Source organism: Aeromonas sp. FDAARGOS 1406, from assembly GCF_019048565.1.
Classification (GTDB): Bacteria; Pseudomonadota; Gammaproteobacteria; order Enterobacterales; family Aeromonadaceae; genus Aeromonas; species Aeromonas caviae.
On sequence record NZ_CP077378.1, the window covers coordinates 3,845,493 to 3,871,825 of the forward strand.

The window sequence follows — 26,333 nt, forward strand, 5'->3', positions numbered from 1 at the left end:
TGGCCGCCGGGAGTGCGGGGATCAGGTCCCCTGGCGCAGCATCACATCCAGCTGGTCGATGGCTTCCGCCCAGTCGGCGTCGTGGCTGAGGGCATCGCGCAGAAAGCCTGCCTGGGAAGGCGTCCAGAACGGCGCGTCGGGCAACTGGGTATGGCGATCGATGGGATGGTCGCGGATAAAACGCTGCTGGCTGATGTCGTCACTGGCCAGCCCCAGCTGGGCAAACAGGGCGGCCATGTCATGGGTGAGCAATTCCATGTCGGTACTCCTTGGAAGGGGGCTGTGGAAGAGTATAGCCAGCCCCCGTGCTCTCAAATCTAGGAGGGGAGACGATGGGGTGGCAGTTCGACACCGGCGACATGCAGCCCCTGCATGCAGAGCTGCCCCTGATAATGGCTCTCTCCGTCGCTGGAGAACTCGAACTGGTAGTAGGTGAGCAGGCGCAGGGGCTTGTGCCCCAGGGCACGGTGTGTCCGCGCCAGCGACAGCAGTTGCAGGTCGTGGTGCTGGCAGTAGCGGCGCATGTATTGCCAAGCCAACTCCGCCTGGCGGCGCTGTTGCCAGAAGGCCCAGCCAACGAGGCCGAGCAGCAAGATCCCAAGCATTTCTCCCATCAGCGGGTTCCTTCTGTGATGTGTGTGGGGCCCTGTTCACCTCAGGCAACAGGGCCGTTGTGTCGGGCCTAGGTGGCAGCGAACAGGCGACCGATGGCCAGACCCAGGGCCTCGCTGCGTTCGGGGTCACGCAGTTTTGCCAGCATATCATTGCGCAATGCCGGTAGCGTGACGAGCTCGGCAAATACCTGGTTGAAGAACTGGGTGGGTTGCAGGGCGAGCTGCTCCAGAAACAGGCCGAGCAGTTCGGGGTGTTTCAGATCGGGCCAGAGGCGGCCAGCGATGGCGAGGAGCAGGGAGGGGCTTGGCCGGGTTTGCAGCAGGGTCAGCAGCTTGTTGGTGCGCAGTCCGTTGCCCGGGCAGGAGGCCAGTGCCCGGCACAGATAGGCCAGGGTTTCGGGGTCAGGCTCGGCGCACTCCTGCTCCTTGCCGATGCGCTCCAGCAATGCGCCTTGCAGGGCTGGAGGCAGGGGGGCGTTCTCCAGGCTCTGGCACAGGGCGTAGAGGGGGGCCTGCGGCAGTACGGGCAAGGCCTTGCAGACCAGTGCCAGGTTGCGTTCAACCTGCAGCTGCTCCGCGAGATCTGCAAACCCTTGCAGTCCCAGGGCCTGCCACCCCTCTTCCCCCGGCGCCGCCAGATAGTGGCAGAGGGCCTCGTAGTAAGCGGAAGGGGCTTGTTCCAGCTGGCGGGCCAGCTTGGCGTGCACACTGGCCATCTTGGCCTCGGCCGGACGGAAGGTGTAGGGGTTGTCCGCCAGACGCTGGGCCTTCTCTTCGTCCAGTTCACCGGTGAGCTTGTAGCCCAGAGTCTCTACCACCTGATCCATGAAATGCTTGGGGCCGCTGGAGATGAGCAGGCCGCGTTCATCAAGGGCGAACTTGAGGAACCAGAGGTAGTGCCTGGATTCGGTCGGCTGGAAGAAGTGCACGCCGAGCCAGGCGTGCTGCTGCAACGGCCAGGGGTAGGGCTCCTGCTGCTGCTCGATGCGCACGAAGAGGTCGCTGGGGAGCGGGCGCACCTGGCGGCCCAGATCGAACAGCTGGAACTGGGTATCGGCCTGGGTCAGAAACTCGGTCAGGGTGTTGATGGAAGACATGAAGAGATCCCGCTTGAAGATAATGCGGGCGATTATAAGGGGGCTGCACCAGATAGCCAGAGGCGGTGATGCAGGGGATGAAGGTGACGGTAACATGGCAGCCATTGCGGGGTCGGTGTATAGTAGCGCCCCTTTTTGATGGCCGTATTGAGTGGGGCCCCGTCGCAGACCGGGCCCGCGATGAGGAAGTGAGCGAGATGAATCAATATCTGCTGGTTGCCGGTCTGCTGGGAGAGCTGACTGCCGAGTTGCAACGTCTGGAACGCTGGCAAGCCGACCATCCGGGGAGCGAGGCGCTGGCAAGCGAGCTGCCGTTTTGTGTCGATACCCTGAGTTTCGATCAGTGGCTGCAGTTCGTGCTGATCCCGCGCATGGAGCAGCTGGTGCTGCTGCAGGCTCCGCTGCCGACCAGCGTCTCCCTCTATCCCATGGCGAGTGAGGTCTATAAAGAGGAGCTGGCGGAGGTCGAGGCCCTGCTTCGTCTGATCGCCCGTTTCGATCTGCTGCTCTCCGGCAAAGTGGTCGAACAATGATGGACGAGCAGACCCGGACAGCGGATGCCTTGCAGCCGACACTGCTTTATCAGGATGACTGGCTGGTGGCGGTGAACAAACCGTCCGGTCTCCTGGTGCACCGCAGTTGGCTCGACAAGGCCGAGACCCGTTTCGCCATGCAGATGACCCGGGATCTGATCGGGGGTCGTCATGTCTACCCCGTGCACCGACTGGACAGGCCCACTTCGGGTGTGCTGCTGTTTGCTCTCGATCCTGCCGTGGCCCGCACCCTGACCGAGGCCTTTGCTGCCCGTAAGGTCCACAAGGAGTACCTGGCACTGGTGCGGGGATGGGCCCCCGAAGAGGGGCTCATCGACTATCCGCTCAAGGAGCAGCTGGACAAGATTGCCGATGCCTTCAGCGACCCGGATCGCCCCGCCCAGGAGGCGGTGACCGCGTTTCGTCGTCTGCATCAGGTCGAGTTGCCCTTCGCCGTCTCCAAGAAGCATCCCACCAGTCGCTACAGCCTGGTCCGCCTCTTTCCCAAGACGGGGCGCAAGCACCAGCTGCGCCGCCATCTGGATCACCTGTTCCACCCCATCGTCGGTGATACCACCTACGGGGATGGCCGGCACAACCGCTTCTTTCGCGAGCATTACGGGTGCGACCGCCTACTGCTGATCGCGCACCGTCTGAGCTTCGAGCATCCGGTGCTCAAGGTGCCGATGCGGATCCAGGCGCCCCTGGGCCCCGAGGTGCTGGGTCTGTTCGCCCGTCTGGGCTGGCCTGCCAGCGAGCAAGACTACGGCGCCTGAGCCTCTTTCCATCTGTTGCCTCTGACCGGGCTGTGGCATGCTGTAGCCCAGGTACGTCAGAGGAATGACTTATGGCTCAACGAGATATCGCCTGCGCAATCGCGTGCCCCCCGCCTGTTCAGGGGGGCTCTTCCTACCCATCCCGGTCTTGCCGGGTCCAATATCTGTCCCTGAGGAGTCGCTGATGGCCGAGATCGACATCCTGGTCGGCACCGTCTACGGCTCGGCCATGCTGGTGGCCGAGACCCTCTGTGACCACCTGCAAGCCAATGGCCATGTCTGCCAGATCTTCGATGACGCGGCGCTGACCGACATCGATGCCTCCCGCTTTCTGCTCATCGTGACCGCCACCACGGGGCAGGGGGATATACCGCCCAATTTGCAGCCCTTTGCCAGTGCCCTGGCCGATCGTGCTCCTTATATGAAGGGATGGCGCTATGCCCTCATCGCCATGGGAGACAGCAGCTATGAACACTTCTGCGGAGCGGGGCGAACGCTGGATGCTCTGTTGCAGGAGCTGGCTGCCGAGCCACTGGTTGTGCGTCTGGAAATCGATGCGACGGTAGAAGATGAGCCTGAAGTGGCGGCGCTGGCCTGGTTGAAAACCTGGGAAAATAGACTGTAGCCAGACCCTTCTCCCCGAGAATAAATTCACCTCCGTGAGTGTGCTGACGGGGGTGTTTTATTTTTGGGGCGTCACGCCTCAGCCCCCAAATATATCCTCTCTTTCGTCCGGTTATTTTTCTCGCCAATCATGATAACCGGTTGGCCATATTCATCATCACCCACGACAAATTGAAAAATTAAAAGTTCCGCATTGAAAGCGATTTCAGTCATGTTTTTGCTACTGTGACACGGATTTATCACTTAACTCTCGTCGCGAATTAATATTTGAAAGCGCTTTCTTTGGTTGTTGTTTTTATTTTTTGTGCTTATCTCGGGTGGTTTGTGCCAAAAAATGAAAATTTATTGACATTTTGTTGCTGTGGCTGTCTGTGGCGTGCGATTTGTCATCGTTTTGTGAATCAGCTCATGTTTGCAGGGAATTTGGGTACCTATAATCGACCTCGGTTATCACCAAAACGTTTTTCCGGTGATAAGAACTTGAATATCAGGATCACACTCCTCTCAGCGGGAATAAGGAAAATGAAAATGAAAGCAAAGTGGCTCCCGATCGCTGCAGCAGTAACCGCAGCCCTGGCTTCCCAAGCCGCCTTCGCCGTTGATTTCCACGGCTACTTCCGTTCCGGTGTCGGTGTTTCCGGTGACGGGGACATGGTCAAATACAACGTCAACAAGGTTGGTCGTCTGGGTAACGAAAATGATACCTACGGCGAAGTCCAGCTGGGTCAGGAAGTCTTCAACAAAGATGGCAAGACTTTCTACGTAGACTCCATGTTCGCCATGGCGTCCAACGGCTCCAACGATTGGGAAGGTACCGGCACCGTCTGTAACTTCGATGCCAAGCAGTGCAACGGCGACTCCGACTTCGCCCTGCGTCAGTTCAACGTGCAAGCCAAGGGGCTGCTGGGCTTCGCGCCGGAAGCCACCCTGTGGGCCGGTAAGCGTTTCTACCAACGTCACGACATCCACATCTCTGACTTCTACTACTGGAACATCTCCGGTGCCGGCGCCGGTATCGAAGGCATCCAGGCTGGTCCTGGCAAGCTCTCCCTGGCCTGGGTACGCAACGACCGCAGCGCGGGTGATGTCTTCGGTCAGTACACCCAGACTGGTGTAGATGGCAACGGTGATCCGGTTTACCAGAAGAACGAAGATCTGAACGTCAACACCCTGGACGTGCGTTATGCCGGCATCCCGCTGTGGCAGGACGGCTCTCTGGAAGTGGGCGCCATGTATGCCCTGGTCAATGAGACCGACGCCCAGAAAGATCTGAAGAACGACAACATGAAGAACGGCGTCATGCTGACTGCCGAACTGACTCAAGGCATCTTCGGTGGCTTCAACAAGACCGTGCTGCAGTACGGTACCGAAGGCTACTCCAAGACCATGGCCTTCTACGGTGACGGTTCCTGGTATGGTGCCGAAGCCAAAGCCGGTGCCGATGGCTACCGTATCATCAACTGGGGCGTCATCCCGATGGGCAACTCCTGGGAGATGGGTCACCAGCTGGTCTACGGGGTAGGCAACGAGATGTGGAACGGCAACGACAAGTACGAAACCATGTCTGTCGTCGCTCGCCCGATGTACAAGTGGGATGACTTCAACAAGACCATCTTCGAAGGCGGCTACTTCCAGGACAAGAGCAAGTCCACTTCCGGTACCACCGACAAAGATGGCGCTTACAAGCTGACCCTGGCTCAGGCCTGGTCTGCCGGCTCCAGCTTCTGGGCCCGTCCGGAAATCCGCGTGTTCGCCACCTACCTGAATAACACCGAAGACCAGAACGCCTTTGAAGGCAACACCTCCAAAGACACCTATCAGGTTGGCGTACAAGCAGAAGCCTGGTGGTAAGCAATATCTTCAGTTAAGTTAGTCACTGCCCCCTTATGGGGGCAGTTTTGTTTCGCATGATGTGGCAACCGGGTTATGGAGATAAGAAGAATGAAACTGGTAAAGATGTCTATCGCGGCCATGGTTACCGCGCTGCTGGCCGGTTGTTCCGGTAGCATGGTGGTGCCCGTGCAGGAGCACGCCTCCATTCTGAGTAATGCCGATCAGGCCAAGCAGGCGCTCTCCCAGGCAACCAGTTGTTGCACAGGGTTCAACGAATTCAATTATGTCTCCCTGCCGGAAGGCGAGACGCTGCTGGCCATCGACGGCAAGCAGCCCAGTTATCAGTTTGACGAGGGCATGAGCTATTTTGCCGCCTATCGTCTGCCGGCCAATACCGGCAATCTGGCCATCACCCTGGCCTCCCAGGTCAGCAAGACGGTCCTGGTTCCCAAGGTGATCATGCTGGATGCCCAGTTCAAGGTGACTCGCGTGCTGGGTGAGTCGGTCTTTGCCTATCAACCAGCCCACCTGCTCGACAACGACAGGATTGAGGGGCGTGTGTTTGTGGACCGCAGCATGCCGGGCAATCCCGCCACTGAAACCTATATGGTGGTCTATGCGCCAGCCAACGAGACGGCGGGCAGCACCACCATCTTGCACCCCGCCAAAGCCTTTGCCCGTGCCAACGGCACGGTCGAGCCGGATATCAAGGACCCCGTGATCCCCCATTCGCCCTGGGGTCTGGTACAGATCAAGGTCACGGACATGGCCAAGGGACAAGGCCTGGAAGCCGTGTTCAAGCCTGAATACGCCGACAAGGTGGCGATGAGCCAGGCCAAGCCTGCTACCACTGCCGTGGCTGCGACGGCGGCCACCACGGCAGCCGTTGCCGCAGCGCCGAGCAAACCGGCTCCCGCCATGCTGAGCGAGACCGAGAGCTTCTACAACGCCCAGATCGAGAAAGCGGTGAAGGCCGGTGACATCGACAAGGCGATGCAACTCGTGAATGAAGCCGAGCGTGCAGGTTCAACCAAGGCGAAATCGGTCTTTATTGATGCAGTGAAACGTTCACAGAAGAACTAAATATCTCGGTTTATTAAAATCGATATTTATTGGAGGCCTCCCTTGTTGGAGGCCTTTTTAATCGGTAGACTGGATAATATAAATCCGCAACAAGTTACATTTTGTTACGGTGGGTATTGTTCAGTATTATTTGGTTTCTTTGTGATTTATTTTGAAGTGGTTTATTTCTTTTTGCGGCGAAGCTATAACAATACGAAATAATATTCAAGATAGTCCCCTCTCTGCTTATTTATTATCTTGTGATCTCTCCTCCAAATTTATTATTCCCTTGTTTCCGACAGAGGCATTTCCACCCCCGCTGGGTTATATTCTGCTGGTCAAAATAAGCAACCCGGGAAACTCACTTGGCGCAGTGACGGATGAAAAACATCGTCATCAATAAACTGCCCTGAGTCGTTGTCGGAAAAAAATCCATTCAGGAGCGCACACATGTTAAAAAATGCTTTCTCTAATCTGCAAAAGGTCGGTAAGGCGCTGATGCTGCCCGTATCGGTCTTGCCCGTTGCAGGTATTCTGCTGGGGGTGGGGGCTGCCCACTTCAGCTGGTTGCCGGAAATCGTCTCCCAACTGATGGAGCAGGCCGGTGGTTCCGTATTCGGCCAGATGGCTCTGCTGTTCGCCGTGGGCGTCGCCCTTGGCTTCACCAATAACGACGGTGTGTCCGGCCTGTCCGCCATCGTCGGCTACGGCATCATGACCGCCACCCTGACTGTGATGGCGCCTGTGATGGGTGTCGAGAAGATCGATACCGGTGTGCTGGGTGGTATCCTCGCCGGTGGCGTGGCTGCCTGGGCGTTCAACCGCTTCTACAAGATCCAGCTGCCAGAGTACCTTGGCTTCTTCGCCGGCAAGCGCGCCGTGCCCATCATCACCGGTTTCGTTTCCATCGGTCTGGGTGTCGTGCTCTCCTTCATCTGGCCGCCGATTGGTGGTGCCATCGGTGCCTTCTCCGACTGGGCTGCCAACCAGAACCCGGTCCTGGCATTCGGCATCTACGGCGTGGTTGAGCGCTCCCTGATCCCGTTCGGTCTGCACCACATCTGGAACGTGCCGTTCTTCTATCAGGCTGGTACTTGCGTCAACGCCGCCGGTGAAACCGTACACGGCATCATGACCTGCTTCCTGACTGCTGATGACGCTTCCCGTGCTGCCGGCAACGGCTTCGGTCAGCTGGCGGGTGGCTACCTGTTCAAGATGTTCGGTCTGCCTGCTGCCGCGTTTGCCATTGCGCACTCCGCCAAGCCGGAAAACCGCGCCAAGATCGTAGGTATCATGGCTTCTGCTGCCCTGACCTCCTTCCTGACCGGTATCACCGAGCCTATCGAATTCTCCTTCCTGTTCGTGGCCCCGGTACTGTACGCCATCCACGCTCTGCTGGCCGGTCTGGCATACGTGCTGACCAACATGCTGGGTGTCGTTCACGGTCACACCTTCTCCAACGGCTTCATCGACTTCGTGGTGCAATCTCCGCGTGCCGACAACATGCTGCTGCTGGTGGGTCTGGGTCTGGTCTACGCAGTCATCTACTACGTGGTCTTCACCGTGGTCATCCGTGCCATGAACCTGAAAACCCCGGGTCGTGAAGACGAAGCTGCCCAAGAGTCCTCTGCCGGTCAAAGCAAGGACGAGATGTCTGCTGCACTGGTCTCCGCCTTCGGTGGCAAAGAGAACATCGCCTCTCTGGACGCCTGCATCACCCGTCTGCGTGTCGGTGTGAAGGATGTGGCCAAGGTTGACCAGGCTGGTCTGAAGAAGCTGGGCGCCGCCGGTGTGGTGGTGGCGGGTTCCGGTGTACAAGCCATCTTCGGCACCAAGTCCGACAACCTGAAAACTGAAATGGACATCTGGATGAAGAGCAACTGATTGTCGCTCCGATATCCGAGTTCCGAAAAGGGAGGCGCAAGCCTCCCTTTTTGCTGGGTTGCGTTTGGTGGCGGGACATGTGCGGGGGCTTTCCTGACGGCGCCAGCATGGTGTGACCCAATGAAAAAGGCGCCCCTGGGCGCCTTTGCTGCATCAGACCGGCTTAAAGCTTTTCGAGATCCCGTTCTATCTCGCTGATCTTGTTCTGCACCACCTTTTCCAGATGACGCAAGTCGCGCAGTATTTTCTGCTTGATGTCCGGATCGGCGGAAGGCTGGCCGCCCTGGGTCAGATTGTCCAGCTCATCCACCACGTATTTGAGGTTGGCGTTGATCTCGGTGACATCTTTGTACTCATGGGTCCCCGAGTCGACCAGCATGGTCTTGCGCTGGCGAGGGTATTTGAATTTGACGCTCTTGGCGAAGAATTCACCCTTCTGCTTCTTGAAATAGATCTTGAGGATGTCGTGGTTGGCTTCCTGGCGCAGGGTGTAGCTGTCCACCGAGGTGGGTTCCTGGATCCCCAGGCTCTTGAGATTCTCGTACATCGGGCTTCCTTGGTTTGAAACGATCCTGACCCCTCTATCTTACCCGAGTCCGGACGCCTTGCCTGTGACAGGCGCGCCAAATTCAAATTGGTGTCAAAAAGGTCTTTTTTAATCAGCGAGCCAAGGGGGAGGGGTGAACGCCTTGTCAGCACTGCCATAAGCGGTATCGTCTCATGGGGGTGTGCAGTGCTGGTGGGGCAGGAGAGTTGGCGTCCACCCATGAGAGCGGGCATGAAAAAGGGCACCAGAGGTGCCCTTGATGACATCGGCGTGGATTACTCGTCGATGGAGCGCAGCAGGGCGTTGATGCCGACCTTGGCGCGGGTCTTGGCATCCACCTTCTTGACGATGACGGCGGCGTAGAGGCTGTACTTGCCGCACTTGGAGGGCAGGGAGCCGGAAACGACCACGGAGCCGGCCGGGACTCGGCCGTAGTGGATTTCGCCGGTTTCGCGGTCATAGATGCGGGTGGACTGGCCGATGAAGACCCCCATGGAGATGACGGAGCCTTCCTCGACGATCACCCCTTCCACCACTTCGGAACGGGCACCGATGAAGCAGTTGTCTTCGATGATGGTCGGGTTGGCCTGCAGTGGCTCCAGTACGCCGCCGATGCCGACGCCGCCGGAGAGGTGCACGTTCTTGCCGATCTGGGCGCAGGAGCCCACGGTGGCCCAGGTGTCGACCATGGTGCCTTCATCGACGAAGGCGCCGATGTTGACGTAGGAGGGCATCAGCACGGTGTTTGGGGCGATGAAGGAGCCTTTGCGCGCGGTCGCGGGCGGCACGACGCGTACACCGGCAGCCTTGAACTGCTCTTCGGTGTAGTTGGAGAACTTCAAGGGAACCTTGTCGTAGTACTGGGCATCGTCGCCCTTGATGATGCCGTTGTCGTTGATGCGGAAGGAGAGCAGCACGGCCTTCTTCAGCCACTGGTGGACGACCCACTCGCCGGCAATCTTCTCGGCAACCCGTGCTTTGCCGGAGTCCAGCAGGTCGATGGCTTCCAGAATGGCGGCCTTGGTGGCGGCATCGACGGAGCCGGGGGTGATGGAGTCACGGCGCTCGAAGGCCGCTTCGATGGTCTGTTGCAACTGGGTCATGACAGGTTTCCTTTATAAAATTCTGTTTGTTGTATCACACTTTTCCAATCGTTTTTAAGGGCTCTCGCCGATTTCTTCAGAATCAGGGCGATTTATTGTACTTGAGTGGTCCAACCATTTGTTCTGATTGAGGAATCAATACGTCAAAAAGCCTCTTTCGAGGCTTCATCCGAGCGTGTCAGGCACTCTCGCCAACCGGTTCCTGGGGGTTGAGCTGATTGACCAGCCTCTCCTCGAGGGCCTGTTGCTCCTCCGGGTTCAGCGGCTCTCCGGCCAGGGTGGTGAGGCTGAAGAAGTCCTCCACCCGCTCACCGATGGTGGTGATCTTGGCGGCATGGAGGGAGAGGCCGCACTGCTGGAACACGGCACCGATACGGGCCAATAGGCCCGGAGTGTCTAGGGCCGTCAGCTCCAGCAGGGTGTGGCGGTTTTCCCCCTTGTGGGGCAGGAAGACCACCCTGGTCGGCACGCTGAACTGGCGGTGGCGTCTAGACAGGGGCTTGCTGCGCAGGACCAGCTTGCCCGGCTCCTGAAGGGCTTTCTCCAGCGCCTTCTTGATGGTGGCGGTACGGTTGGGGCTGATGGGCTCGCCGTTTGGCTCCAGCACGATGAAGGTGTCGAGCACGTAGTCGTTGCGCGAATTCATGATCTGGGCGTCGTGGATGCTGAGGTTCTTCTGATCCAGCGCCGAGGCCACGGTGGCAAAGAGGTTGGGGGTATCGCGGCAATAGATGAACACCTCGCTACCGCCCCGTATGGGATGCTTGCCGATGAGCACCAGGGGGGCCGGGTTGTCACCGTGGGCGATGATCTTGCGGCAGTGCCAGGCGATCTGCTCCGGGCTGTGGCGCAGGAAGTAATCGGCCTTGAAGTCGTTCCAGAGGGCGGTGACCGCCTCCTGTGGCACCTCACGCTGGGTCAGGATCTGCCTGGCCTGGCGCTGGTTTTCACGGATCTTGAGGCGCATGTCCGGCGGGTTTTCCAACCCCTGGCGCAGGGCCTTCTGGGTGGCGAAGTAGAGTTCGCGCAGCAGGGTGCCCTTCCAGTCGTTCCACAGACTGTCGTTGGTGGCACAGATGTCGGCCACGGTCAGGCAATAGAGCAGGTCGAGGTGCAATTCATCCCGCACCTTCTGGGCGAAGTCGGTGACCACATCCGGGTCGTAGATGTCGCGGCGCTGGGCGGTGACCGACATCAGCAGATGGTGGCGCACCAGCCAGGCGACCAGTCGGCTCTCGTAGCGATCCAGCCCGTGCAACTGGCAGAACTCCAGCGCATCCACGGCCCCGAGTTCGGAGTGATCGCCGCGCCTGCCCTTGGCGATGTCGTGGAAGAGGGCGGCGATGCTGAGCAGCTCGGGCTTGCGCAACTGGGTGAACACCTCGTGGCAGAGCGGGTGAGTCTGGCGGCTGGCCGGATTCGGGAAGCGATGGATGTTTTGCAGCAGCCGATGGGTGTGCTCGTCCACCGTGTAGGCGTGGAACATGTCGAACTGCATCTGGCCGACGATAAGGTTCCACTGGGGCAGGTAGGCCGCGAGGATCCCGTACTTGTGCATCAGGGTGAGCGGCTGGCCGATGCCGTTGGGGTGGCGCAGGAGCGCCATGAAGAGACGGCGGCACTCGGGTAGATCTTGCAGCCAGCAGTTGAGGGTGCGTCTGGCCTCGCGCAACTGGCGCAAGGTGGCGGAGTGGATGCCGGCAATCTCCGGGTGCTGGGCTATCTGGTAGAAGAGTCGCAGGATGGCGGCAGGATCCCGGCCGAACAGCTCGGAGTCCACCGCATCGATGAGGCGGCCGCGCAGCTGGAATTCGTCGCTGATGCGGCGCACGTCCATGGCGGTGTTGCCGAGAATGGCCTCGTCAAAGAGTTGCAGCAGCATCTCGTTGAGTTCGGCCACCCGTCGCACCGTCTGGTAGAAGCGCTTCATCATCTGCTCGACCGGGCCGTTTCCTTCCCCCTCGAACCCCAGCATCTGGGCCACGGTGCGTTGGCGGTCGAACAAGAGGCGGTTGTCCCCCTTGTTGATGGCCATGTGCAGGGCGAAGCGCACCTTCCACAGGAAATTCTGGCAGTCGAGCAGCTCCCGGTACTCGGCCCGGTTGAGAAAACCGTGGCTGGTCATCTCGAACAGGGTGGTGGCGCCGAAGTGGCGGCGGGCGACCCAGGCCAGGGTCTGGATGTCGCGAAGGCCCCCGGGATTGTTCTTGAGATCCGGCTCCAGCTTGTAGGCGGTGCCGAGAAACTGCTGGTGGCGCAGGGCCTGCTCTTCGCGTTTGGCACGAAAGAAGGCTTCGCTCGGCCAGAAGTGCTGGGGCTGGGTGGCCACCTGCAACTGCTCGAATCCCGCCAGGCGACCCGTGATGTAACGGGCCTCGATGAGGTTGGTGGCAACCGTGATGTCGTTGCGGCCCTGCTCGATGCACTCGGCCACGTTGCGCACCGACTGCCCCACTTCCAGCTTGAGATCCCACAAGAGGGTGATGAACTCGCCGATGCGAAGCCCCAGCACCTCGTCCAGTTCATCTCCTTCGTAGAGGAGCAGCAGGTCGATGTCGGAGTGGGGATGGAGTTCGCCGCGGCCATAGCCGCCTACCGCGATCAGGGTGAGCTCGGTCCTGTCGAAGCCGAACTTGTGCCAGAGCCTGGTCAGCAGCGCGTCCATGTATTCGGAGCGGGTGGCCACCAGTTCGATGATGTTGTCACCGGCGTCGAAGCGCTCGTGCAGCCAGGCGAGAAAGCGGCTCAGGTACTCCTTGCAGTTGTCACGGGTGAGCTGATCGTCTGGGAGCAGATGGGGAGAAAGCAGGCTGGCATCCATGGCATGTCACACTCTCGGTCGGGCCGGGTAAAGAGCAACCCCGGCGCGCGGCCGGGGTTGAATGTCAAACGTGGCGGATAAAACGCTCGATAGTGTCGTCGGGGCGCAGGGTCAGGACCTCGCAGCCATCCTCGGTCACCAGCAGGGTGTGCTCCCACTGGGCGGAGTCGCCGCCGTCCTTGGTGGTGACGGTCCAGCCATCCTTCGGATTGACCTTGCAATGGTACTTCTTGCTGTTGACCATGGGCTCGATGGTGAAGCACATGCCCGCTTTCAGCTCCAGCTTGCCGCCGTTGCGGTAGTGGAGGATCTGCGGCTCTTCGTGGAACTCGGCACCGATGCCATGGCCGCAGTAGTCGCGTACCACGGAGAAGCCTGCCTGCTCGACGATGGGCTGGATGACGGCGCCGATCTCGGTGATGCACATGCCCGGGCGCACCCGCTTGATGGCGGCATAGAGGCTATCCTGGGCCACCTTGCAGAGCTGGCGACGCAGGGGGGTGGTCTGGCCCACGATGAACATGGCGGAGGTATCGCCGTGATAACCATCCTTGATGACGGTGATGTCCAGATTGATGATGTCCCCTTCCCGCAGTTTCTTGTGGTTCGGGATGCCATGGCAGATGACATCGTTCACCGAAGTACAGATGGACTTGGGGAAGCCGTGGTAATTGAGCGGCGCGGGGATGGCCTGCTGCACGTCGACGATGTAGTCGTGGCAGAGGGTATTCAGTTCGTCTGTGGTGACGCCCGCCTTGACGTGGGGGGCGATCATGACCAGCACGTCGGCGGCCAGCTGGCCGGCGACACGCATTTTTTCAATCTCTTCCGGTGTCTTGATTTTAATGGACATGGGATCTCTCTTGGGGCCTGATTGCGCATCCTGCCGATGCCCAACAACCAGGTAATGAAAAATAGATGCGTTTGCAATCAGGGCGAAATTTTATCCCCAACCCCCGTTTACTTCCAGTGTGATCGTCATCGCAACGTCATCAGGCGGTCGCACCATGGTCCGGGATCCATTTTTAGCACCCGGGCTGGTGGTGTCATGACCAAAGTTATGGTATAAAGCGCGCCGGAATGGGGAACTCGTGTCCTCATGCCATCACCCTTACTCAACAACACACACACATCGACACATATGCCGGGGTGCCTTAACGGGTCGGTTATATGGGATGTGTGGAGGCCTAACCCCAATACAGAGGTATAAAATGGCTAAAGTTTCTATGCGCGACATGCTGCAAGCCGGCGTTCACTTCGGTCACCAGACTCGTTACTGGAACCCGAAAATGAAGTCCTACATCTTCGGCGCCCGCAGCAAAGTTCACATCATCAACCTGGAAAAAACCGTTCCGATGTTTGACGATGCAATGAACTTCATCAGCTCCGTAGCTGCCAAGAAAGGCAAGGTACTGTTCGTAGGTACTAAGCGTGCCGCGTCTGAAGCCGTCAAAGAAGCCGCTGAGCGTTGCGACCAGTTCTATGTTAACCACCGCTGGCTGGGCGGCATGCTGACCAACTGGAAAACCGTTCGTCAGTCCATCAAGCGCCTGAAAGATCTGGAAACCCAGAGCGAAGACGGTACCTTCGACAAGCTGACCAAGAAAGAGGCGCTGATGCGTACTCGCGAAATGGAAAAGCTGGAGAAGAGCCTGGGTGGTATCAAGAACATGGGCGGCCTGCCTGACGTTCTGTTCGTTGTCGATGCCGACCACGAGCACATCGCTATCAAAGAAGCCAACAACCTGGGTATCCCGGTAGTTTCCATCGTTGATACCAACTCCAACCCGGACGGCGTTGACTATGTCATCCCGGGTAACGACGACGCTATCCGTGCCGTACAGCTGTACCTGAACGCTGCTGCTGACACCGTTCTGGAAGCCCGCGAGCAGGACATCGTTGTTCAAGCCGAACAAGATGGCTTCGTTGAAGCTGAGTAATTGATAAGGACTGAAAAGCCCTTATTAACCAAGCTGATGTAATTGGTTAGCAGGGGCCCTTGTGGCCCCTGTTTCTTGTCAATTCAAGACCGAGGATACTGGACATGGCAAACATTTCTGCCGCCCTGGTAAAAGAACTGCGCGAGCGCACCGCCGCTGGCATGATGGATTGCAAAAAAGCGCTGGAAGAAGCCAACGGTGATATCGAGCTGGCTATCGAGAACATGCGTAAATCCGGTCAGGCCAAGGCCGCCAAGAAAGCTGGCCGTATCGCCGCTGAAGGTGTGATCTTCGCCCGTACCGAAGGCAACGTTGCCGTCATGATCGAGCTGAACTGCGAGACTGACTTCGTTTCCAAGGATGCCGGTTTCCTGGCCATGGGTCAGAAGATCGTCGAGATCGCTGCTACCCAGAAAATCGCTGACGTTGACGTGCTGAAAGCCGCCGACTTCGGCAACGGCGAGTCCGTCGAGCTGACCATCACCAACCTGATCGCCAAGATCGGTGAGAACATGAACCTGCGTCGCGTGATGCTGGTTGAAGGTGACAACCTGGGCACCTACGTTCACGGCTCCCGCATCGGTGTTATCACCAAGCTGGTTGGCGGTACCGACGAGCTGGCCAAAGATCTGGCCATGCACGTTGCTGCCAACAGCCCGCAATTCGTCAAACCGGAAGACGTGTCTGCCGAAGTCGTTGCCAAAGAGCGCGAAATCCAGATCGACATCGCCATCAACTCCGGCAAGCCGAAAGAGATCGCCGAGAAGATGGTTGAAGGCCGCATGAAGAAGTTCACCGGTGAGGTTTCCCTGACTGGTCAACCGTTCGTGAAAGATCCTTCCATGACCGTTGCCGAGCTGCTGAAGAAAGAAGGCGCTGACGTTGTTTCCTTCACCCGTTTCGAAGTGGGCGAAGGCATCGAGAAGCAAGAGACCGACTTCGCTGCTGAAGTAGCAGCCCAGATCGCGGCCGCTCAGAAGGCCTAATCGAACCGGTTTTTCCGTTTCCCCAGACCGCGACTTATGTCGCGGTCTTTATATGACCAGGAATCAGTGACATGAGTACCAATCCCAAGCCTGCATACAGACGTGTTCTTCTGAAGTTGAGTGGTGAAGCCCTGCAAGGATCCGAGGGTTTCGGCATTGATCCGGCGGTGCTGGAACGGATGGCCCAAGAGATCAAAGAGCTGGTTGAGCTGGGTGTTCAGGTCGGTCTGGTCATCGGTGGCGGCAACCTGTTCCGTGGTGCCGGCCTTGCCAAGGCAGGCATGAATCGCGTGGTGGGTGACCACATGGGCATGCTGGCGACCGTCATGAACGGCCTGGCCATGCGTGATGCCCTGCATCGTGCTTATGTGAATGCCCGCCTGATGTCGGCCATCTCCCTGCAAGGGGTCTGCGACTCCTACAGCTGGGCCGAAGCCATCAGCCAGCTGCGCGCCGGCAAGGTGGTGATCTTCTCTGCCGGTACCGGCAACCCCTTCTTTACCACCGACTCGGCAGCCTGCCTGCGCGGTATCGAGATCGAAGCCGACGTCGTGCTGAAAGCCACCAAGGTCGATGGCGTGTTCACCGATGACCCGGTCAAGAACCCGGATGCCGTGCTCTATCAGGAACTGAGTTATGATGAAGTTCTTGAAAAAGAACTCAAAGTGATGGATCTTGCTGCTTTTACCCTGGCCCGCGACCACGATCTGCCGATCCGGGTGTTCAACATGAACAAACCGGGCGCGCTGCGCCGCGTGATCATGGGTGAGCCGGAAGGTACCCTGATCCACCAGGCCAGCAAGTAAGGCAAGTGTGAGCCCCAGGCTCGCTTGTCCATTACGCCAGTCAACAAGATAGATACGAGCCGCCCGTCGGCTCGTTCGCCAAAAGGAAAACCACTGTGATCAACGAGATTAAAAACGACGCCAAGGACCGCATGGGCAAAAGCGTAGAGTCGCTGAAGACCCAGATGTCCAAGATCCGTACCGGCCGTGCTCACCCGAGCCTGCTCGACGGCATCCAGGTGGAGTATTACGGTGCTGCCACTCCTCTGAAGCAGTTGGCCAACGTGGTGGCAGAAGATGCCCGTACTCTCTCCATCTCCATCTTCGATCGCTCCATGATCCAGGCGGTGGAAAAAGCCATCCTGACCTCCGATCTGGGCCTGAACCCGTCCAGCAATGGCCAGACTCTGCGCGTGCCGCTGCCGCCGCTGACCGAAGAGCGTCGCCGTGATCTGACCAAGATCGTCCGTGCCGAAGCCGAAGGTGCCCGGGTTGCCATTCGCAACATCCGTCGCGATGCCAACGCCGACCTGAAAGCCCTGCTGAAAGAGAAAGAGATCTCCGAAGACGACGACCGTCGCGCCCAGGAAGAGATCCAGAAGCTGACCGATACCTTCATCAAGCTGGTGGATGACGCCCTGGTTGTGAAGGAAAAGGAGCTAATGGAAATCTAAGCCTCCGACAGGTATATTACGAGCGCCGTGTAGTGCCCCTGCACGGCGCTTTTGTCTTTGTGGGAGAAATGAATGTCGCTTTTGGCAGCGCTAGGCGATAGCGCCAGCTCGTCCTTGCCCCGTCACGTCGCCATCATCATGGATGGCAATGGTCGCTGGGCCCAGAACCGCGGCAAGATGCGGGTTTCCGGGCACAAGGCGGGCGTGAAATCCGTGCGTGAGGCCGTGGCCTTTGCCGCCCGTGCCAAGATGGAGGCGCTGACCCTGTTTGCGTTTTCCAGCGAGAACTGGCGCCGTCCGGAAGGGGAAGTCAACGCCCTGATGGAGTTGTTCATGACGGTGCTGGGTCGCGAGGTGAGCAAGTTGCACAGCAACGGCATTCGCCTTCGGGTGATTGGCGACACTGCCCGCTTCAGCGAGCGGCTGCAGGCCAAGATCGCCAAGGCCGAGGCCCTGACCGCCAACAATCAGGGATTGACCCTCAATATCGCCGCCAACTATGGCGGTCAGTGGGACATCGCCCAGGCGGCCCGGACCCTGGCACGGGCCGTGGCGGCGGGTGAACTGGATGCCGAGGCGGTCGATGAGGCGGCATTGGGTCGTCATGTCTGCATGGCTGATCTGCCCCCCGTGGATCTGTTGATCCGCACCGGCGGGGATCATCGCATCAGCAACTTTGTCCTTTGGCAGCTCGCCTATGCCGAACTCTATTTTACCCCGGTCCTGTGGCCCGATTTTGACGAGGCCGAGTTCAGTGGGGCAGTTGCCTCCTTCGTTGCTCGCGAACGTCGCTTCGGGTGTACGGGTGAACAGATCCGGGAATTGATCGCCGCGCAACAGACCGGCTAAACCCCGCTCCCAAGAGAGAGGTTTCTTTTGCTAAAACAACGAATTATTACCGCATTACTGTTAGTACCCCTGGTGTTGGGGGCGCTGTTTTTTCTGCCGTTGAAATTCTTTGCCCTGCTCGCCGCCCTGGTCTTTCTGCTGGCCAGCCGTGAGTGGAGTGCCTTCGTCACTGCCCAGCCGCAACAGTGGTTGCCGCTGGTGTTCTGTCTGCTGCTGGGGGCCAGTCTGTTCTGGGTGCCCGTGGAGCAACTCTGGATCCCCCAACTGCATCCGCTGGTGATGGGCGTGCTCTGGACCGCCGTCAGCTGGTGGCTGCTGGGGCTGCTGCTGGTGCTGCGCTACCCGCAAAGCGCCAGGCTGTGGCGTGAATCCATCTGGCTCAAATCCCTGTTCGGTCTGGTGACCCTGGTTCCCTTCTTCTGGTCCCTGGTGGCCATTCGCGGTTACAACTTCTACCACGACCCCATGATGGGGGCTTGGATCCTGCTGTTCGTGATGGGACTGGTCTGGGCGGCAGATTCTGGCGCGTATTTTTTCGGCAAGGCGTTCGGCAAACACAAGCTGGCGCCGGCCGTGAGCCCGGGGAAAACCATCGAAGGCATGCTGGGTGGGCTGTTTACCGCCAGCCTGCTGGCCATCGGCGTGACCTGGTTCATGGGCTTCGTGCCTGCCAAGATGGGCACCGTGCTGCTCTGTTCCCTGCTGGCGGTGCTGGCCTCCGTGCTCGGCGATCTGGCCGAGAGCATGTTCAAGCGGGAAGCCGGCATCAAGGATTCCGGCACCCTGTTGCCGGGCCATGGCGGCATTCTCGATCGCATCGACAGCCTGACGGCGGCGCTGCCCGTCTTCCTGCTCAGCTACCTGTTGCTCGGTCCGGAGTTTTGATGTTTCGCGCACTGATGATCCCGGGAGCGTCCCGCTCCATCAGTCTGTTACCCAATCAGGAGTCTTGATGCAAAACCTGGTGATCCTGGGAGCGTCAGGCTCCATCGGTCAGAGCACCCTCAAGGTACTGCGCCACAACCCCGGGCGCTGGCAGGTGCTGGCGCTGACCGCTGCACGCAGCGTGGACGCTATGCTGCGCGACTGTCTCGAATTCTCCCCCCGGTTCGCCGTCATGGTGGACGAAGGCGCCGCCAGCGATCTGGCGGGTCGGCTCAAGGCTCACGGCAGCACCACCCGGGTGTTGTCCGGTCAGGCAGCCCTGTGCGACGTGGCTGCTCACCCCGATGCCCACAGCGTGATGGCGGCCATTGTCGGTGCGGCGGGTCTGGCACCCACCATGGCTGCCGTGCGCGCCGGCAAGCGCATTCTGCTGGCCAACAAGGAGGCGTTGGTGATGTCCGGAGCCTTCTTCATGGAGGCGGTGCGAGAGCACGGCGCCGAGCTGCTGCCCATCGACAGCGAACACAACGCCATCTTCCAGTGCCTGCCGGTCGACGTGCAGCGCCAGCCCGGTTTCTGCGATCTGGCCGGGGCGGGGATCAGCAAGATCCTGCTGACCGGCTCCGGCGGACCTTTCCGCTATGCCGATGTGGGTGAATTGCACCATGTCACCCCGGCGCAAGCCATTGCCCATCCCAACTGGTCCATGGGGGCCAAGATCTCGGTGGACTCCGCCACCATGATGAACAAGGGGCTGGAGTACATCGAGGCGCGCTGGCTGTTCAATGCGGCCCCCGAGCAGATCCAGGTGGTGATCCACCCCCAGTCCGTCATTCACTCCATGGTGCAGTACAAGGATGGCTCCGTGCTGGCCCAGCTCGGCAACCCGGACATGTGCACCCCCATTGCCCACGCTCTGGCCTATCCGGAACGGATCGAGTCCGGTGTGGAACCTTTGGATTTCTTCAGTGTCGGAGAGTTCAGCTTTATCCGGCCCGACTATGAGCGCTATCCCTGTCTGGCGCTGGCCATGAGCGCGTGTCAGCAAGGGCAGGGGGCGACCACCTCCCTCAATGCCGCCAACGAGGAGGCCGTCGCGGCTTTTCTTGCAGAGCGGATCGGATTTATGGATATTGCCAGAGTCAACGAATCCGTCATGGCCGAGCTGGGCAGCAGTGCTGCCAGCTCTCTGGCGGATCTCATCGCCCTGGACGGTACGGCCCGAGCCCGTGCCCAGCAACTGATAAAGGAGCTTGCCGTATGAACGGACTGTGGTGGCAGCCAGCCCCTCTCCATGCTCTCGAGCGCAGGACTGGGCATGACCGCGAGGTACGCGGCTGATGGGCGGGCTTCTGTGGAATATCGGCGCCTTCATCGTGGCCCTCGGGCTGCTGGTGGCGGTGCATGAATTTGGCCACTTCTGGGTGGCTCGTCGTTGCGGCGTCAAGGTGGAGCGCTTCTCCATCGGCTTTGGCAAGGCCATCTGGCGTCGCCTTGGCAAGGATGGTACCGAATACGTGCTGGCTCTGATCCCCCTTGGCGGCTACGTCAAGATGCTGGATGGCCGGGTCGATGAACTCAAGCCGGGGGAGGAGGCGCAGGCCTTCAACCACAAGAGCGTCTGGGCCCGGATGGCCATCGTCGCGGCCGGCCCCATGGCGAACTTCGTGTTCGCCCTGTTCGCCTTCTGGCTGATGTTCATGATAGGGGTGCCGAGCGTCAAACCCGTGGTGGGCGAGGTGCGTCCCGCCTCCATCGTGGCAGAGGCCGGCATCCTGCCAGGCATGGAGATCGTCGGCGTCGGCGGCGAGGAGACCGGTGACTGGGAGAGCGTCACCTACGCCCTCATCAGCCACCTTGGCGATGACTCGGTGCAGCTCAAGCTCAAGGCGGCCAACACCAGCTATGCAGTGGACAAGACCCTGCAGCTGGCAGGCTGGAAATTCGACCCCGACAAAGAGTCCCCCATCGGGAGCCTCGGGATAGTGCCCCTCGGTGGCAAGGTGCTGCCCGTGGTGGAGGCCGTGGTGCCGTCGAGCGCCAGTGAGAAGGCCGGCCTTCAGATAGGGGATCGCATCAAGGGGGTCGATGGAGAGGCCATCACCGAATGGGCCCAGTTTGTCGAGCGTGTCCAGCAGTCACCGGCGCAGCCGCTGCAGGTGACGGTGGAGCGCGGGGGCAGCGAGATGACCCTGACCCTGACCCCGGACGGGAAGAAAGTGAAGGGCCAGCTGGTCGGTTTTGTGGGCTTGTCGCCGCAACTGGTTCCATTACCGGATGAGTATCGAACTCTGTTACAGTATGGGCCTTTGCAAGCCCTGTGGCATGGGGTCCAGAAGACCTGGAGCCTGATCACCCTGACCTTCGACATGATAGGCAAGCTGATCGGTGGCATCGTCTCTTTGGACAACCTGAGCGGCCCCATCTCCATCGCCAAGGGGGCCGGCAGCAGCGCCGATTACGGGTTGGTCTATTTCCTCGGATTCCTGGCGCTTATCAGCGTCAACCTGGGGATCATCAACCTGTTCCCCCTGCCGGTGCTCGATGGTGGCCATCTGGTCTATTTCCTCATCGAGGCGATCACCGGCAAGCCGGTATCGGAAAAAATTCAGGAAGTTGGGTTCAGGATAGGCGCCGCCATTCTGATGTTACTGATGGGCATTGCGCTGTTTAATGATTTCGCTCGCCTCTGAGGCCAGAGCATCAACAAGGACACATAAGAACAAAATGGCTGTTAAAAAAGCATTGGTGTTGAGTTGCCTGCTGGGGGCCAGCTTCCTGGCTCAGGCTGCCCCGGCCTCTTTTGTGGTGCAAGACATTCAGGTCGAGGGCCTGCAGCGGGTGACCCTGGGTGCCGCCCTGTTGAATCTGCCGGTGCGGGTCGGTGATTCCGTCGACTCCGTGTCCCTGGCGAACGCCATCAAGAAGCTCTATGCCTCCGGCAACTTCGAGGACGTCAAGGTCTATCGCGACGGTCAGGTGCTGCAAGTGGTGGTCAAGGAGCGCCCGACCATCTCCAGCATCGAGTTCTCCGGCAACAAGGATATCAAGGAAGAGCAACTGACCCAGAGCCTGGAATCCTCCGGGATCCGCGTAGGTGATCCGCTGGATCGCACCGTGCTCAGCTCCCTCGAGAAAGGGCTGGAAGATTTCTACTACGGCGTGGGCAAGTACTCCGCCAAGGTCAAGGCCATCGTCACCCCGCTGCCGCGCAACCGGGTCGACCTCAAGTTCACCTTCGTGGAAGGGGAAGCGGCCAAGATCCAGCAGATCAACATCGTCGGCAACAACGTTTTCCCGGAAGAGAAGCTGCTGGCCCAGCTCTCCCTCAAGGACGATGTGCCCTGGTGGAACTTCACCGGCGATCAGCGCTACCAGAAGCAGAAGCTGGCCGGTGACATCGAAGTGCTGCGCTCCTACTACATGGACCGCGGCTACATCCGCTTCACCCAGGAGTCCACCCAGGTCTCCATGACCCCGGACAAGAAGGGCGTTTACGTCACCCTCAACGTCAAGGAAGGGGAGCAGTACAAGGTTTCCGGTATCCAGCTCAAGGGTGACCTCATCGACCGCGGCGGCGAGATGAAGGGCCTCATCCCCATCGAGGCGGGCAGCGTCTACTCCGCCAGCCAGGTAACCCATACCGAAGAGGTGCTCTCCAAGTTCCTCGGCCGTTACGGCTACGCCTATCCGAAAGTGGTCACCTTCCCCCAGATCAACGACCAGACCAAGGAAGTGGAGCTCATCGTCAACGTGGAGCCGGGTCCCCGGGTCTATGTGCGCAACATCAACTTCAGCGGCAACGTCACCACCAAGGACGAAGTGCTGCGTCGCGAGATGCGCCAGATGGAGGGCACCTGGCTCTCCTCCGACAACGTCGAGCAGTCCAAGACCCGTCTGAACCGCCTCGGCTTCTTCGAGACCGCGGAGGTTGACACCAAGCGGGTGCCGGGCAGCGATGACCAGGTCGATCTGGACTTCAAGGTCAAGGAGCAGCCGGCGGGGTCCATCAACGCCGGTATCGGCTACGGCACCGAGTCGGGTCTGAGCCTGCAGGCGGGTCTGCAGCAGGACAACTTCATGGGGACCGGCAAGAAGATCGGCATCAACGCCAGCACCAACGACTACTCCAAGAGCGTCGACCTGAGCTATAACGACCCCTACTTCACCGTGGACGGGGTGAGCCTGGGCGGCCGTCTCTACTACAACAAGTTCAGTGCGGCCGATGCCAACATCGTGGACTACGAGAACACCACCGTCGGTTTCCGTCTCTCCAGCGGCTTCCCGGTCAACGAGAACAACCGTCTCGACTTCAGCCTGGGCTACGAGAACAACAAGCTCTCCCAGCCCAACCCCTATGTACAGGTGGACGAGTTCTGGAAGGTCTACAACGGCAATCTGGATGGCGACAACCGCATGGTGTTCAACACCGTGGACGTCACCGCCGGCTGGACCCGCTCCACCCTCAACAAGGGTCAGTTCCCGACCTCCGGTGATCGCCAGCGGGTGAACGCCAAGGTGACGGTGCCCGGCATGGATCTGCAGTACTTCAAGCTCAACGCCGAAGATGCTCACTACTTCCCGTTTGATGCCGACCACAAGTGGGTCATGCTGGCCAAGGCCCGTGCCTCCTACGGCGACGGCTACGGCAGCAATGGCGACTACGAGCACGTCCTGCCGTTCTTCGAGAACTACTACGCCGGCGGCTTCGACACCCTGCGTGGCTTCAAGAGCAACACCGTGGGTCCGAAGGCGCTCTACTACTATAACCTGGGCGGCAACGACGTCATCCAGGGCACCGACAGCTCGGTCGGGGGCAACGCCCTGGCGGTGGCCTCGCTGGAAATGATCGTGCCGACGCCCTTTGCCTCCGAGACCTATCAGCCCCAGCTGCGGACCAGCTTCTTCATCGATGCCGGTTCCGTGTGGGATACCCACTTCGACTACAGCCAGTATCAGAACCGTTGCTTCAGTGGTTGCAACTATCTGATGGACTACTCCGATCCGAGCAACATCCGGATGTCGACCGGCCTGTCGCTGCAGTGGCTCTCTCCCATGGGCCCGCTGGTGTTCGTGCTGGCAAGACCAATCAAGAAATACGAAGGGGACGACACCGAAGTCTTCTCCTTCAACATCGGCCGTACCTTCTAAGGGGAGCGGACGCCCCCCCTCCATGGCGGGGGGAAGCATGATGGGTCGCGCGTTTGCGTGCCTCACCAGGTAACAAGACGATCTCGTAGATCGCTTGCACAATCAGGTAAATCAGGTAGCCCTCGACCGAGGGACCAAGGAGTAAGTGTGAATAAAGCGTTGAAAGTAGCTGGTTTGAGCTTTGCACTGATGGCTGCCGGCATGGGTTCTGCCTTCGCTGAGACCAAGATTGCCGTGGTCGACATGGGCGAAGTCTTCCAAAAGCTGCCCCAGCGTGAAGCCGTTGCCAAGAAGCTGAAGGGCGAGTTCGAACCGCGCATGCGTGAACTGCAGAAGCTGGAGTCCGACGGTCAGGCACTGGTCGAGAAGTTCAAGAAGGACGAAGCCTTCATGAGCGCCGAACAGAAGAAGCAGAGCCAGGAGAAGCTGGCCAAGCTGCAGATGGAATTCAACCAGAAGCGTCAGGCATTCGAGCAGGACAACGGTCGCCGTCAGTCCGAAGAGCGCAACAAGATCCTGACCAAGGTGCAGGCTGCCATCGACGCCATCGCCAAGAGCAATGGCTACGATCTGGTGCTGGAGCGCAACGCCGCCCCGTATGCAGCCAGCAAGCTGGACATCTCCGGCCAGGTTATTTCTCAGGTTAGCAAGAGCAACTAATTGATGGCATTCACTCTCGCACAGCTGGCCCAGCAACTGGGGGCCGAGGTCCATGGGGATGGGACCCGGGAAATTCGCAAGGTCGCGACACTGGAAAAAGCCGGGGAGGGGGAGATAGCCTTCCTGTCCAACAAGAAGTACCGGCATTTTCTGGAGCAGAGCAAGGCCACTGCCGTGCTCATCACCGAGGCAGACCTGCCGTTTTGCCCCACCAATGCCCTGGTGCTCAAAGACCCCTATGTGGGCTTTGCCCGGGTTGCCCAACTGCTGGACACCACTCCGCAGCCGGCCATGGATATCCATCCGAGCGCCGTCATCGCGGCGGACGTGCAACTGGGCGAGAGAGTGGCCATCGGTGCCAATGCGGTGATCGAATCCGGCGTCGTGCTGGGTGACGATGTGCGCATCGGCCCGGGCTGTTTTGTTGGCAAGGATACCCGACTGGGAGCGCGCTCCCGGTTGTGGGCCAACGTCACCCTCTATCACAACGTGACCCTGGGCACGGACTGTCTGGTACAGGCCGGCACCGTGATCGGGGCAGACGGTTTCGGTTATGCCAACGAGCGCGGCGAGTGGATCAAGATCCCCCAGCTCGGTGGCGTGACCATCGGCAACCGGGTCGAGATCGGTGCCTGCACCACCATCGACCGCGGTGCGCTGGAAGATACCCGCATCGCTGACAACGTCATCATCGACAACCAGTGCCAGATCGCCCACAACGTCGAGATCGGCTACGGCACTGCCGTGGCGGGCTCCACCGTGATGGCCGGTAGTCTCAAGGTCGGCAAATACTGTATCATTGGTGGTGCCTCCGTCTTTAACGGGCACATGGAGATCTGCGACCAGGCCACCGTCACCGGCATGGCCATGGTGATGCGTCCCATCACCGAGCCCGGTATCTACTCTTCCGGCATCCCCCTGCAAACCAATAAAGAGTGGCGCAAGACCGCCGCCCGGGTGATGCGTATCGAAGAGATGCACAAGCGGTTGAGCAAGCTTGAGAAAAAGCTGGATCAAGAATAATCACGATTGGTATAGGGTACTGTTTTGACTACTGAAAAGAAGAGCCTGGGCATCCAGGAAATCATGGATCTGCTGCCCCACCGTTATCCGTTCCTGATGGTGGACAAGGTGGAAAACTACGAGATCAGCGATGAGCGCAAGACCCTGCGCGCCATCAAGAACGTCTCGTTCAACGAGCCGATCTTCCAGGGCCACTTCCCGGCCAAGCCGGTCTTCCCCGGCGTGCTGATCCTGGAAGCCATGGCCCAGGCCACCGGTATCCTGGCCTTCACCATGGTGGGCAAGCCGTCCCCCAACGAGCTCTATTACTTTGCCTCCATCGACAACGCCCGCTTCAAGCGCCCGGTGGGCCCCGGCGATCAGCTGGTGCTGGATGTGGAGTTCCTGAAGGAGCGTCGCGGCATCGCCAAGTTCACCGGTGTCGCCACCGTCGACGGTGAAGTGGTCTGTACTGCCGAACTGATGTGCGCCAAGCGCGAGGTATAA

At 59.6% G+C, this 26,333-nt stretch carries 26 protein-coding genes; 18 read left to right on the plus strand and 8 right to left on the minus strand.

The window, feature by feature from the left end; translation table 11 throughout:
• Window positions 1-21: 21 nt before the first annotated feature.
• From I6L36_RS18240 to I6L36_RS18250, 3 genes are all read right to left on the minus strand, one after another.
• Window positions 22-258, minus strand: coding sequence for a DUF2789 domain-containing protein (locus I6L36_RS18240; RefSeq protein WP_039039420.1), 237 nt, complete (start codon window positions 256-258; stop codon window positions 22-24).
• A 59-nt stretch (window positions 259-317) separates the two neighbouring features.
• Window positions 318-614 carry a DUF3301 domain-containing protein gene (locus I6L36_RS18245; protein WP_039039421.1) on the minus strand — a complete coding sequence of 99 codons (297 nt, stop codon included), beginning with the start codon at window positions 612-614 and terminating at the stop codon, window positions 318-320.
• A 68-nt stretch (window positions 615-682) separates the two neighbouring features.
• Window positions 683-1,711, minus strand: a complete 1,029-nt coding sequence (locus I6L36_RS18250; protein ID WP_049636270.1) for a DUF3549 family protein — start codon at window positions 1,709-1,711, stop codon at window positions 683-685.
• 197 nt (window positions 1,712-1,908) lie between these two features.
• On the opposite strand from I6L36_RS18250, the gene I6L36_RS18255 reads away from it, so the two are divergent.
• The 3 genes from I6L36_RS18255 to I6L36_RS18265 all read left to right on the plus strand — a co-directional run bounded on the left by I6L36_RS18255 (window position 1,909) and on the right by I6L36_RS18265 (window position 3,645).
• Window positions 1,909-2,244, plus strand: a complete 336-nt coding sequence (locus I6L36_RS18255) for a YqcC family protein (RefSeq protein WP_010673392.1) — start codon at window positions 1,909-1,911, stop codon at window positions 2,242-2,244.
• The gene (gene truC, locus I6L36_RS18260) at window positions 2,241-3,020 is read left to right on the plus strand and encodes a tRNA pseudouridine(65) synthase TruC (protein ID WP_103858155.1); all 780 of its coding nucleotides are present in this window, start codon (window positions 2,241-2,243) and stop codon (window positions 3,018-3,020) included. Before I6L36_RS18255 ends, truC begins: the two co-directional genes overlap by 4 nt.
• Window positions 3,021-3,204: 184 nt before the next feature.
• A complete protein-coding gene (locus I6L36_RS18265; RefSeq protein WP_039039423.1) occupies window positions 3,205-3,645 on the plus strand; it encodes a flavodoxin in 441 nt (146 codons plus the stop codon).
• A 71-nt stretch (window positions 3,646-3,716) separates the two neighbouring features.
• Here the strand turns inward: I6L36_RS18265 and I6L36_RS18270 are convergent, their stop codons facing one another.
• Entirely contained in the window at window positions 3,717-3,857 is a 141-nt protein-coding gene (locus I6L36_RS18270) for a hypothetical protein (RefSeq protein WP_154670447.1), read from the minus strand.
• Window positions 3,858-4,172: 315 nt separating this feature from the next.
• Here I6L36_RS18270 and I6L36_RS18275 point away from each other — a divergent pair, with 315 nt between their 5' ends.
• The 3 genes from I6L36_RS18275 (at window position 4,173) to ptsG (ending at window position 8,423) form a co-directional block, all read left to right on the plus strand.
• Window positions 4,173-5,495, plus strand: coding sequence for a maltoporin (locus I6L36_RS18275; protein WP_109112917.1), 1,323 nt, complete (start codon window positions 4,173-4,175; stop codon window positions 5,493-5,495).
• Window positions 5,496-5,585: 90 nt separating this feature from the next.
• Window positions 5,586-6,560 carry a MalM family protein gene (locus I6L36_RS18280; RefSeq protein ID WP_042015533.1) on the plus strand — a complete coding sequence of 325 codons (975 nt, stop codon included), beginning with the start codon at window positions 5,586-5,588 and terminating at the stop codon, window positions 6,558-6,560.
• Window positions 6,561-6,989: 429 nt separating this feature from the next.
• Window positions 6,990-8,423, plus strand: a complete 1,434-nt coding sequence (gene ptsG / locus I6L36_RS18285) for a PTS glucose transporter subunit IIBC (RefSeq protein ID WP_010673398.1) — start codon at window positions 6,990-6,992, stop codon at window positions 8,421-8,423.
• Window positions 8,424-8,586: 163 nt separating this feature from the next.
• On the opposite strand, the gene I6L36_RS18290 is transcribed toward ptsG, so the two are convergent.
• The 4 genes from I6L36_RS18290 to map all read right to left on the minus strand — a co-directional run bounded on the left by I6L36_RS18290 (window position 8,587) and on the right by map (window position 13,747).
• Window positions 8,587-8,970 carry a DUF3461 family protein gene (locus I6L36_RS18290; RefSeq protein WP_039039426.1) on the minus strand — a complete coding sequence of 128 codons (384 nt, stop codon included), beginning with the start codon at window positions 8,968-8,970 and terminating at the stop codon, window positions 8,587-8,589.
• Between the two features lie 275 nt (window positions 8,971-9,245).
• Window positions 9,246-10,073, minus strand: a complete 828-nt coding sequence (dapD, locus tag I6L36_RS18295) for a 2,3,4,5-tetrahydropyridine-2,6-dicarboxylate N-succinyltransferase (RefSeq protein WP_010673400.1) — start codon at window positions 10,071-10,073, stop codon at window positions 9,246-9,248.
• 178 nt (window positions 10,074-10,251) lie between these two features.
• Complete coding sequence (gene glnD, locus I6L36_RS18300) at window positions 10,252-12,894, minus strand: bifunctional uridylyltransferase/uridylyl-removing protein GlnD (protein ID WP_045523585.1); 2,643 nt, start codon at window positions 12,892-12,894, stop codon at window positions 10,252-10,254.
• Between the two features lie 64 nt (window positions 12,895-12,958).
• On the minus strand, window positions 12,959-13,747 hold the full coding sequence (gene map / locus I6L36_RS18305; RefSeq protein ID WP_010673402.1) for a type I methionyl aminopeptidase: 789 nt from the start codon (window positions 13,745-13,747) through the stop codon (window positions 12,959-12,961).
• A gap of 358 nt (window positions 13,748-14,105) precedes the next feature.
• Between map and rpsB the strand changes: the two genes are divergently transcribed.
• From rpsB to fabZ, 12 genes are all read left to right on the plus strand, one after another.
• Window positions 14,106-14,834: a 30S ribosomal protein S2 gene (rpsB, locus tag I6L36_RS18310; RefSeq protein WP_010673403.1), complete on the plus strand. Its 729-nt coding sequence runs from the start codon at window positions 14,106-14,108 to the stop codon at window positions 14,832-14,834.
• Window positions 14,835-14,938: 104 nt separating this feature from the next.
• Window positions 14,939-15,820, plus strand: coding sequence for a translation elongation factor Ts (tsf, locus tag I6L36_RS18315; RefSeq protein WP_216986763.1), 882 nt, complete (start codon window positions 14,939-14,941; stop codon window positions 15,818-15,820).
• Window positions 15,821-15,891: 71 nt separating this feature from the next.
• Window positions 15,892-16,626, plus strand: a complete 735-nt coding sequence (pyrH, locus tag I6L36_RS18320; protein WP_010673405.1) for a UMP kinase — start codon at window positions 15,892-15,894, stop codon at window positions 16,624-16,626.
• A 95-nt stretch (window positions 16,627-16,721) separates the two neighbouring features.
• Entirely contained in the window at window positions 16,722-17,279 is a 558-nt protein-coding gene (gene frr / locus I6L36_RS18325) for a ribosome recycling factor (RefSeq protein WP_010673406.1), read from the plus strand.
• A gap of 72 nt (window positions 17,280-17,351) precedes the next feature.
• A complete protein-coding gene (gene uppS / locus I6L36_RS18330; RefSeq protein WP_039039427.1) occupies window positions 17,352-18,128 on the plus strand; it encodes a polyprenyl diphosphate synthase in 777 nt (258 codons plus the stop codon).
• A 27-nt stretch (window positions 18,129-18,155) separates the two neighbouring features.
• Window positions 18,156-19,013 (plus strand): phosphatidate cytidylyltransferase, encoded by an 858-nt coding sequence (locus I6L36_RS18335; RefSeq protein ID WP_039039428.1) that lies wholly within the window; start codon window positions 18,156-18,158, stop codon window positions 19,011-19,013.
• A gap of 67 nt (window positions 19,014-19,080) precedes the next feature.
• Complete coding sequence (gene ispC, locus I6L36_RS18340; RefSeq protein WP_216986764.1) at window positions 19,081-20,277, plus strand: 1-deoxy-D-xylulose-5-phosphate reductoisomerase; 1,197 nt, start codon at window positions 19,081-19,083, stop codon at window positions 20,275-20,277.
• A 76-nt stretch (window positions 20,278-20,353) separates the two neighbouring features.
• Window positions 20,354-21,706: a sigma E protease regulator RseP gene (rseP, locus tag I6L36_RS18345; RefSeq protein WP_039039430.1), complete on the plus strand. Its 1,353-nt coding sequence runs from the start codon at window positions 20,354-20,356 to the stop codon at window positions 21,704-21,706.
• A 34-nt stretch (window positions 21,707-21,740) separates the two neighbouring features.
• A complete protein-coding gene (bamA, locus tag I6L36_RS18350; protein WP_041211294.1) occupies window positions 21,741-24,164 on the plus strand; it encodes an outer membrane protein assembly factor BamA in 2,424 nt (807 codons plus the stop codon).
• Between the two features lie 147 nt (window positions 24,165-24,311).
• Window positions 24,312-24,824, plus strand: coding sequence for an OmpH family outer membrane protein (locus tag I6L36_RS18355; RefSeq protein ID WP_029313943.1), 513 nt, complete (start codon window positions 24,312-24,314; stop codon window positions 24,822-24,824).
• A gap of 3 nt (window positions 24,825-24,827) precedes the next feature.
• A complete protein-coding gene (lpxD, locus tag I6L36_RS18360) occupies window positions 24,828-25,847 on the plus strand; it encodes a UDP-3-O-(3-hydroxymyristoyl)glucosamine N-acyltransferase (protein WP_039039449.1) in 1,020 nt (339 codons plus the stop codon).
• A gap of 63 nt (window positions 25,848-25,910) precedes the next feature.
• Entirely contained in the window at window positions 25,911-26,333 is a 423-nt protein-coding gene (gene fabZ, locus I6L36_RS18365) for a 3-hydroxyacyl-ACP dehydratase FabZ (protein WP_223302594.1), read from the plus strand.

Excerpts from the sequence above, each read along its gene's own strand:
- lpxD (WP_039039449.1), top strand. The coding sequence starts at position 24,828 with ATGGCATTCACTCTCGCACAGCTGGCCCAGCAACTGGGGGCCGAGGTC.
- uppS (WP_039039427.1), top strand. The coding sequence starts at position 17,352 with ATGTCGCTTTTGGCAGCGCTAGGCGATAGCGCCAGCTCGTCCTTGCCC.
- I6L36_RS18265 (WP_039039423.1), top strand. The coding sequence starts at position 3,205 with ATGGCCGAGATCGACATCCTGGTCGGCACCGTCTACGGCTCGGCCATG.
- I6L36_RS18255 (WP_010673392.1), top strand. The coding sequence starts at position 1,909 with ATGAATCAATATCTGCTGGTTGCCGGTCTGCTGGGAGAGCTGACTGCC.
- ptsG (WP_010673398.1), top strand. The coding sequence starts at position 6,990 with ATGTTAAAAAATGCTTTCTCTAATCTGCAAAAGGTCGGTAAGGCGCTG.
- rpsB (WP_010673403.1), top strand. The coding sequence starts at position 14,106 with ATGGCTAAAGTTTCTATGCGCGACATGCTGCAAGCCGGCGTTCACTTC.
- I6L36_RS18240 (WP_039039420.1), bottom strand. The coding sequence starts at position 258 with ATGGAATTGCTCACCCATGACATGGCCGCCCTGTTTGCCCAGCTGGGG.
- tsf (WP_216986763.1), top strand. The coding sequence starts at position 14,939 with ATGGCAAACATTTCTGCCGCCCTGGTAAAAGAACTGCGCGAGCGCACC.
- I6L36_RS18275 (WP_109112917.1), top strand. The coding sequence starts at position 4,173 with ATGAAAGCAAAGTGGCTCCCGATCGCTGCAGCAGTAACCGCAGCCCTG.
- bamA (WP_041211294.1), top strand. The coding sequence starts at position 21,741 with ATGGCTGTTAAAAAAGCATTGGTGTTGAGTTGCCTGCTGGGGGCCAGC.
- I6L36_RS18250 (WP_049636270.1), bottom strand. The coding sequence starts at position 1,711 with ATGTCTTCCATCAACACCCTGACCGAGTTTCTGACCCAGGCCGATACC.
- I6L36_RS18270 (WP_154670447.1), bottom strand. The coding sequence starts at position 3,857 with ATGACTGAAATCGCTTTCAATGCGGAACTTTTAATTTTTCAATTTGTC.
- I6L36_RS18245 (WP_039039421.1), bottom strand. The coding sequence starts at position 614 with ATGGGAGAAATGCTTGGGATCTTGCTGCTCGGCCTCGTTGGCTGGGCC.
- ispC (WP_216986764.1), top strand. The coding sequence starts at position 19,081 with ATGCAAAACCTGGTGATCCTGGGAGCGTCAGGCTCCATCGGTCAGAGC.
- truC (WP_103858155.1), top strand. The coding sequence starts at position 2,241 with ATGATGGACGAGCAGACCCGGACAGCGGATGCCTTGCAGCCGACACTG.
- I6L36_RS18290 (WP_039039426.1), bottom strand. The coding sequence starts at position 8,970 with ATGTACGAGAATCTCAAGAGCCTGGGGATCCAGGAACCCACCTCGGTG.
- I6L36_RS18280 (WP_042015533.1), top strand. The coding sequence starts at position 5,586 with ATGAAACTGGTAAAGATGTCTATCGCGGCCATGGTTACCGCGCTGCTG.
- pyrH (WP_010673405.1), top strand. The coding sequence starts at position 15,892 with ATGAGTACCAATCCCAAGCCTGCATACAGACGTGTTCTTCTGAAGTTG.
- fabZ (WP_223302594.1), top strand. The coding sequence starts at position 25,911 with ATGGATCTGCTGCCCCACCGTTATCCGTTCCTGATGGTGGACAAGGTG.
- map (WP_010673402.1), bottom strand. The coding sequence starts at position 13,747 with ATGTCCATTAAAATCAAGACACCGGAAGAGATTGAAAAAATGCGTGTC.
- dapD (WP_010673400.1), bottom strand. The coding sequence starts at position 10,073 with ATGACCCAGTTGCAACAGACCATCGAAGCGGCCTTCGAGCGCCGTGAC.
- rseP (WP_039039430.1), top strand. The coding sequence starts at position 20,354 with ATGGGCGGGCTTCTGTGGAATATCGGCGCCTTCATCGTGGCCCTCGGG.
- glnD (WP_045523585.1), bottom strand. The coding sequence starts at position 12,894 with ATGGATGCCAGCCTGCTTTCTCCCCATCTGCTCCCAGACGATCAGCTC.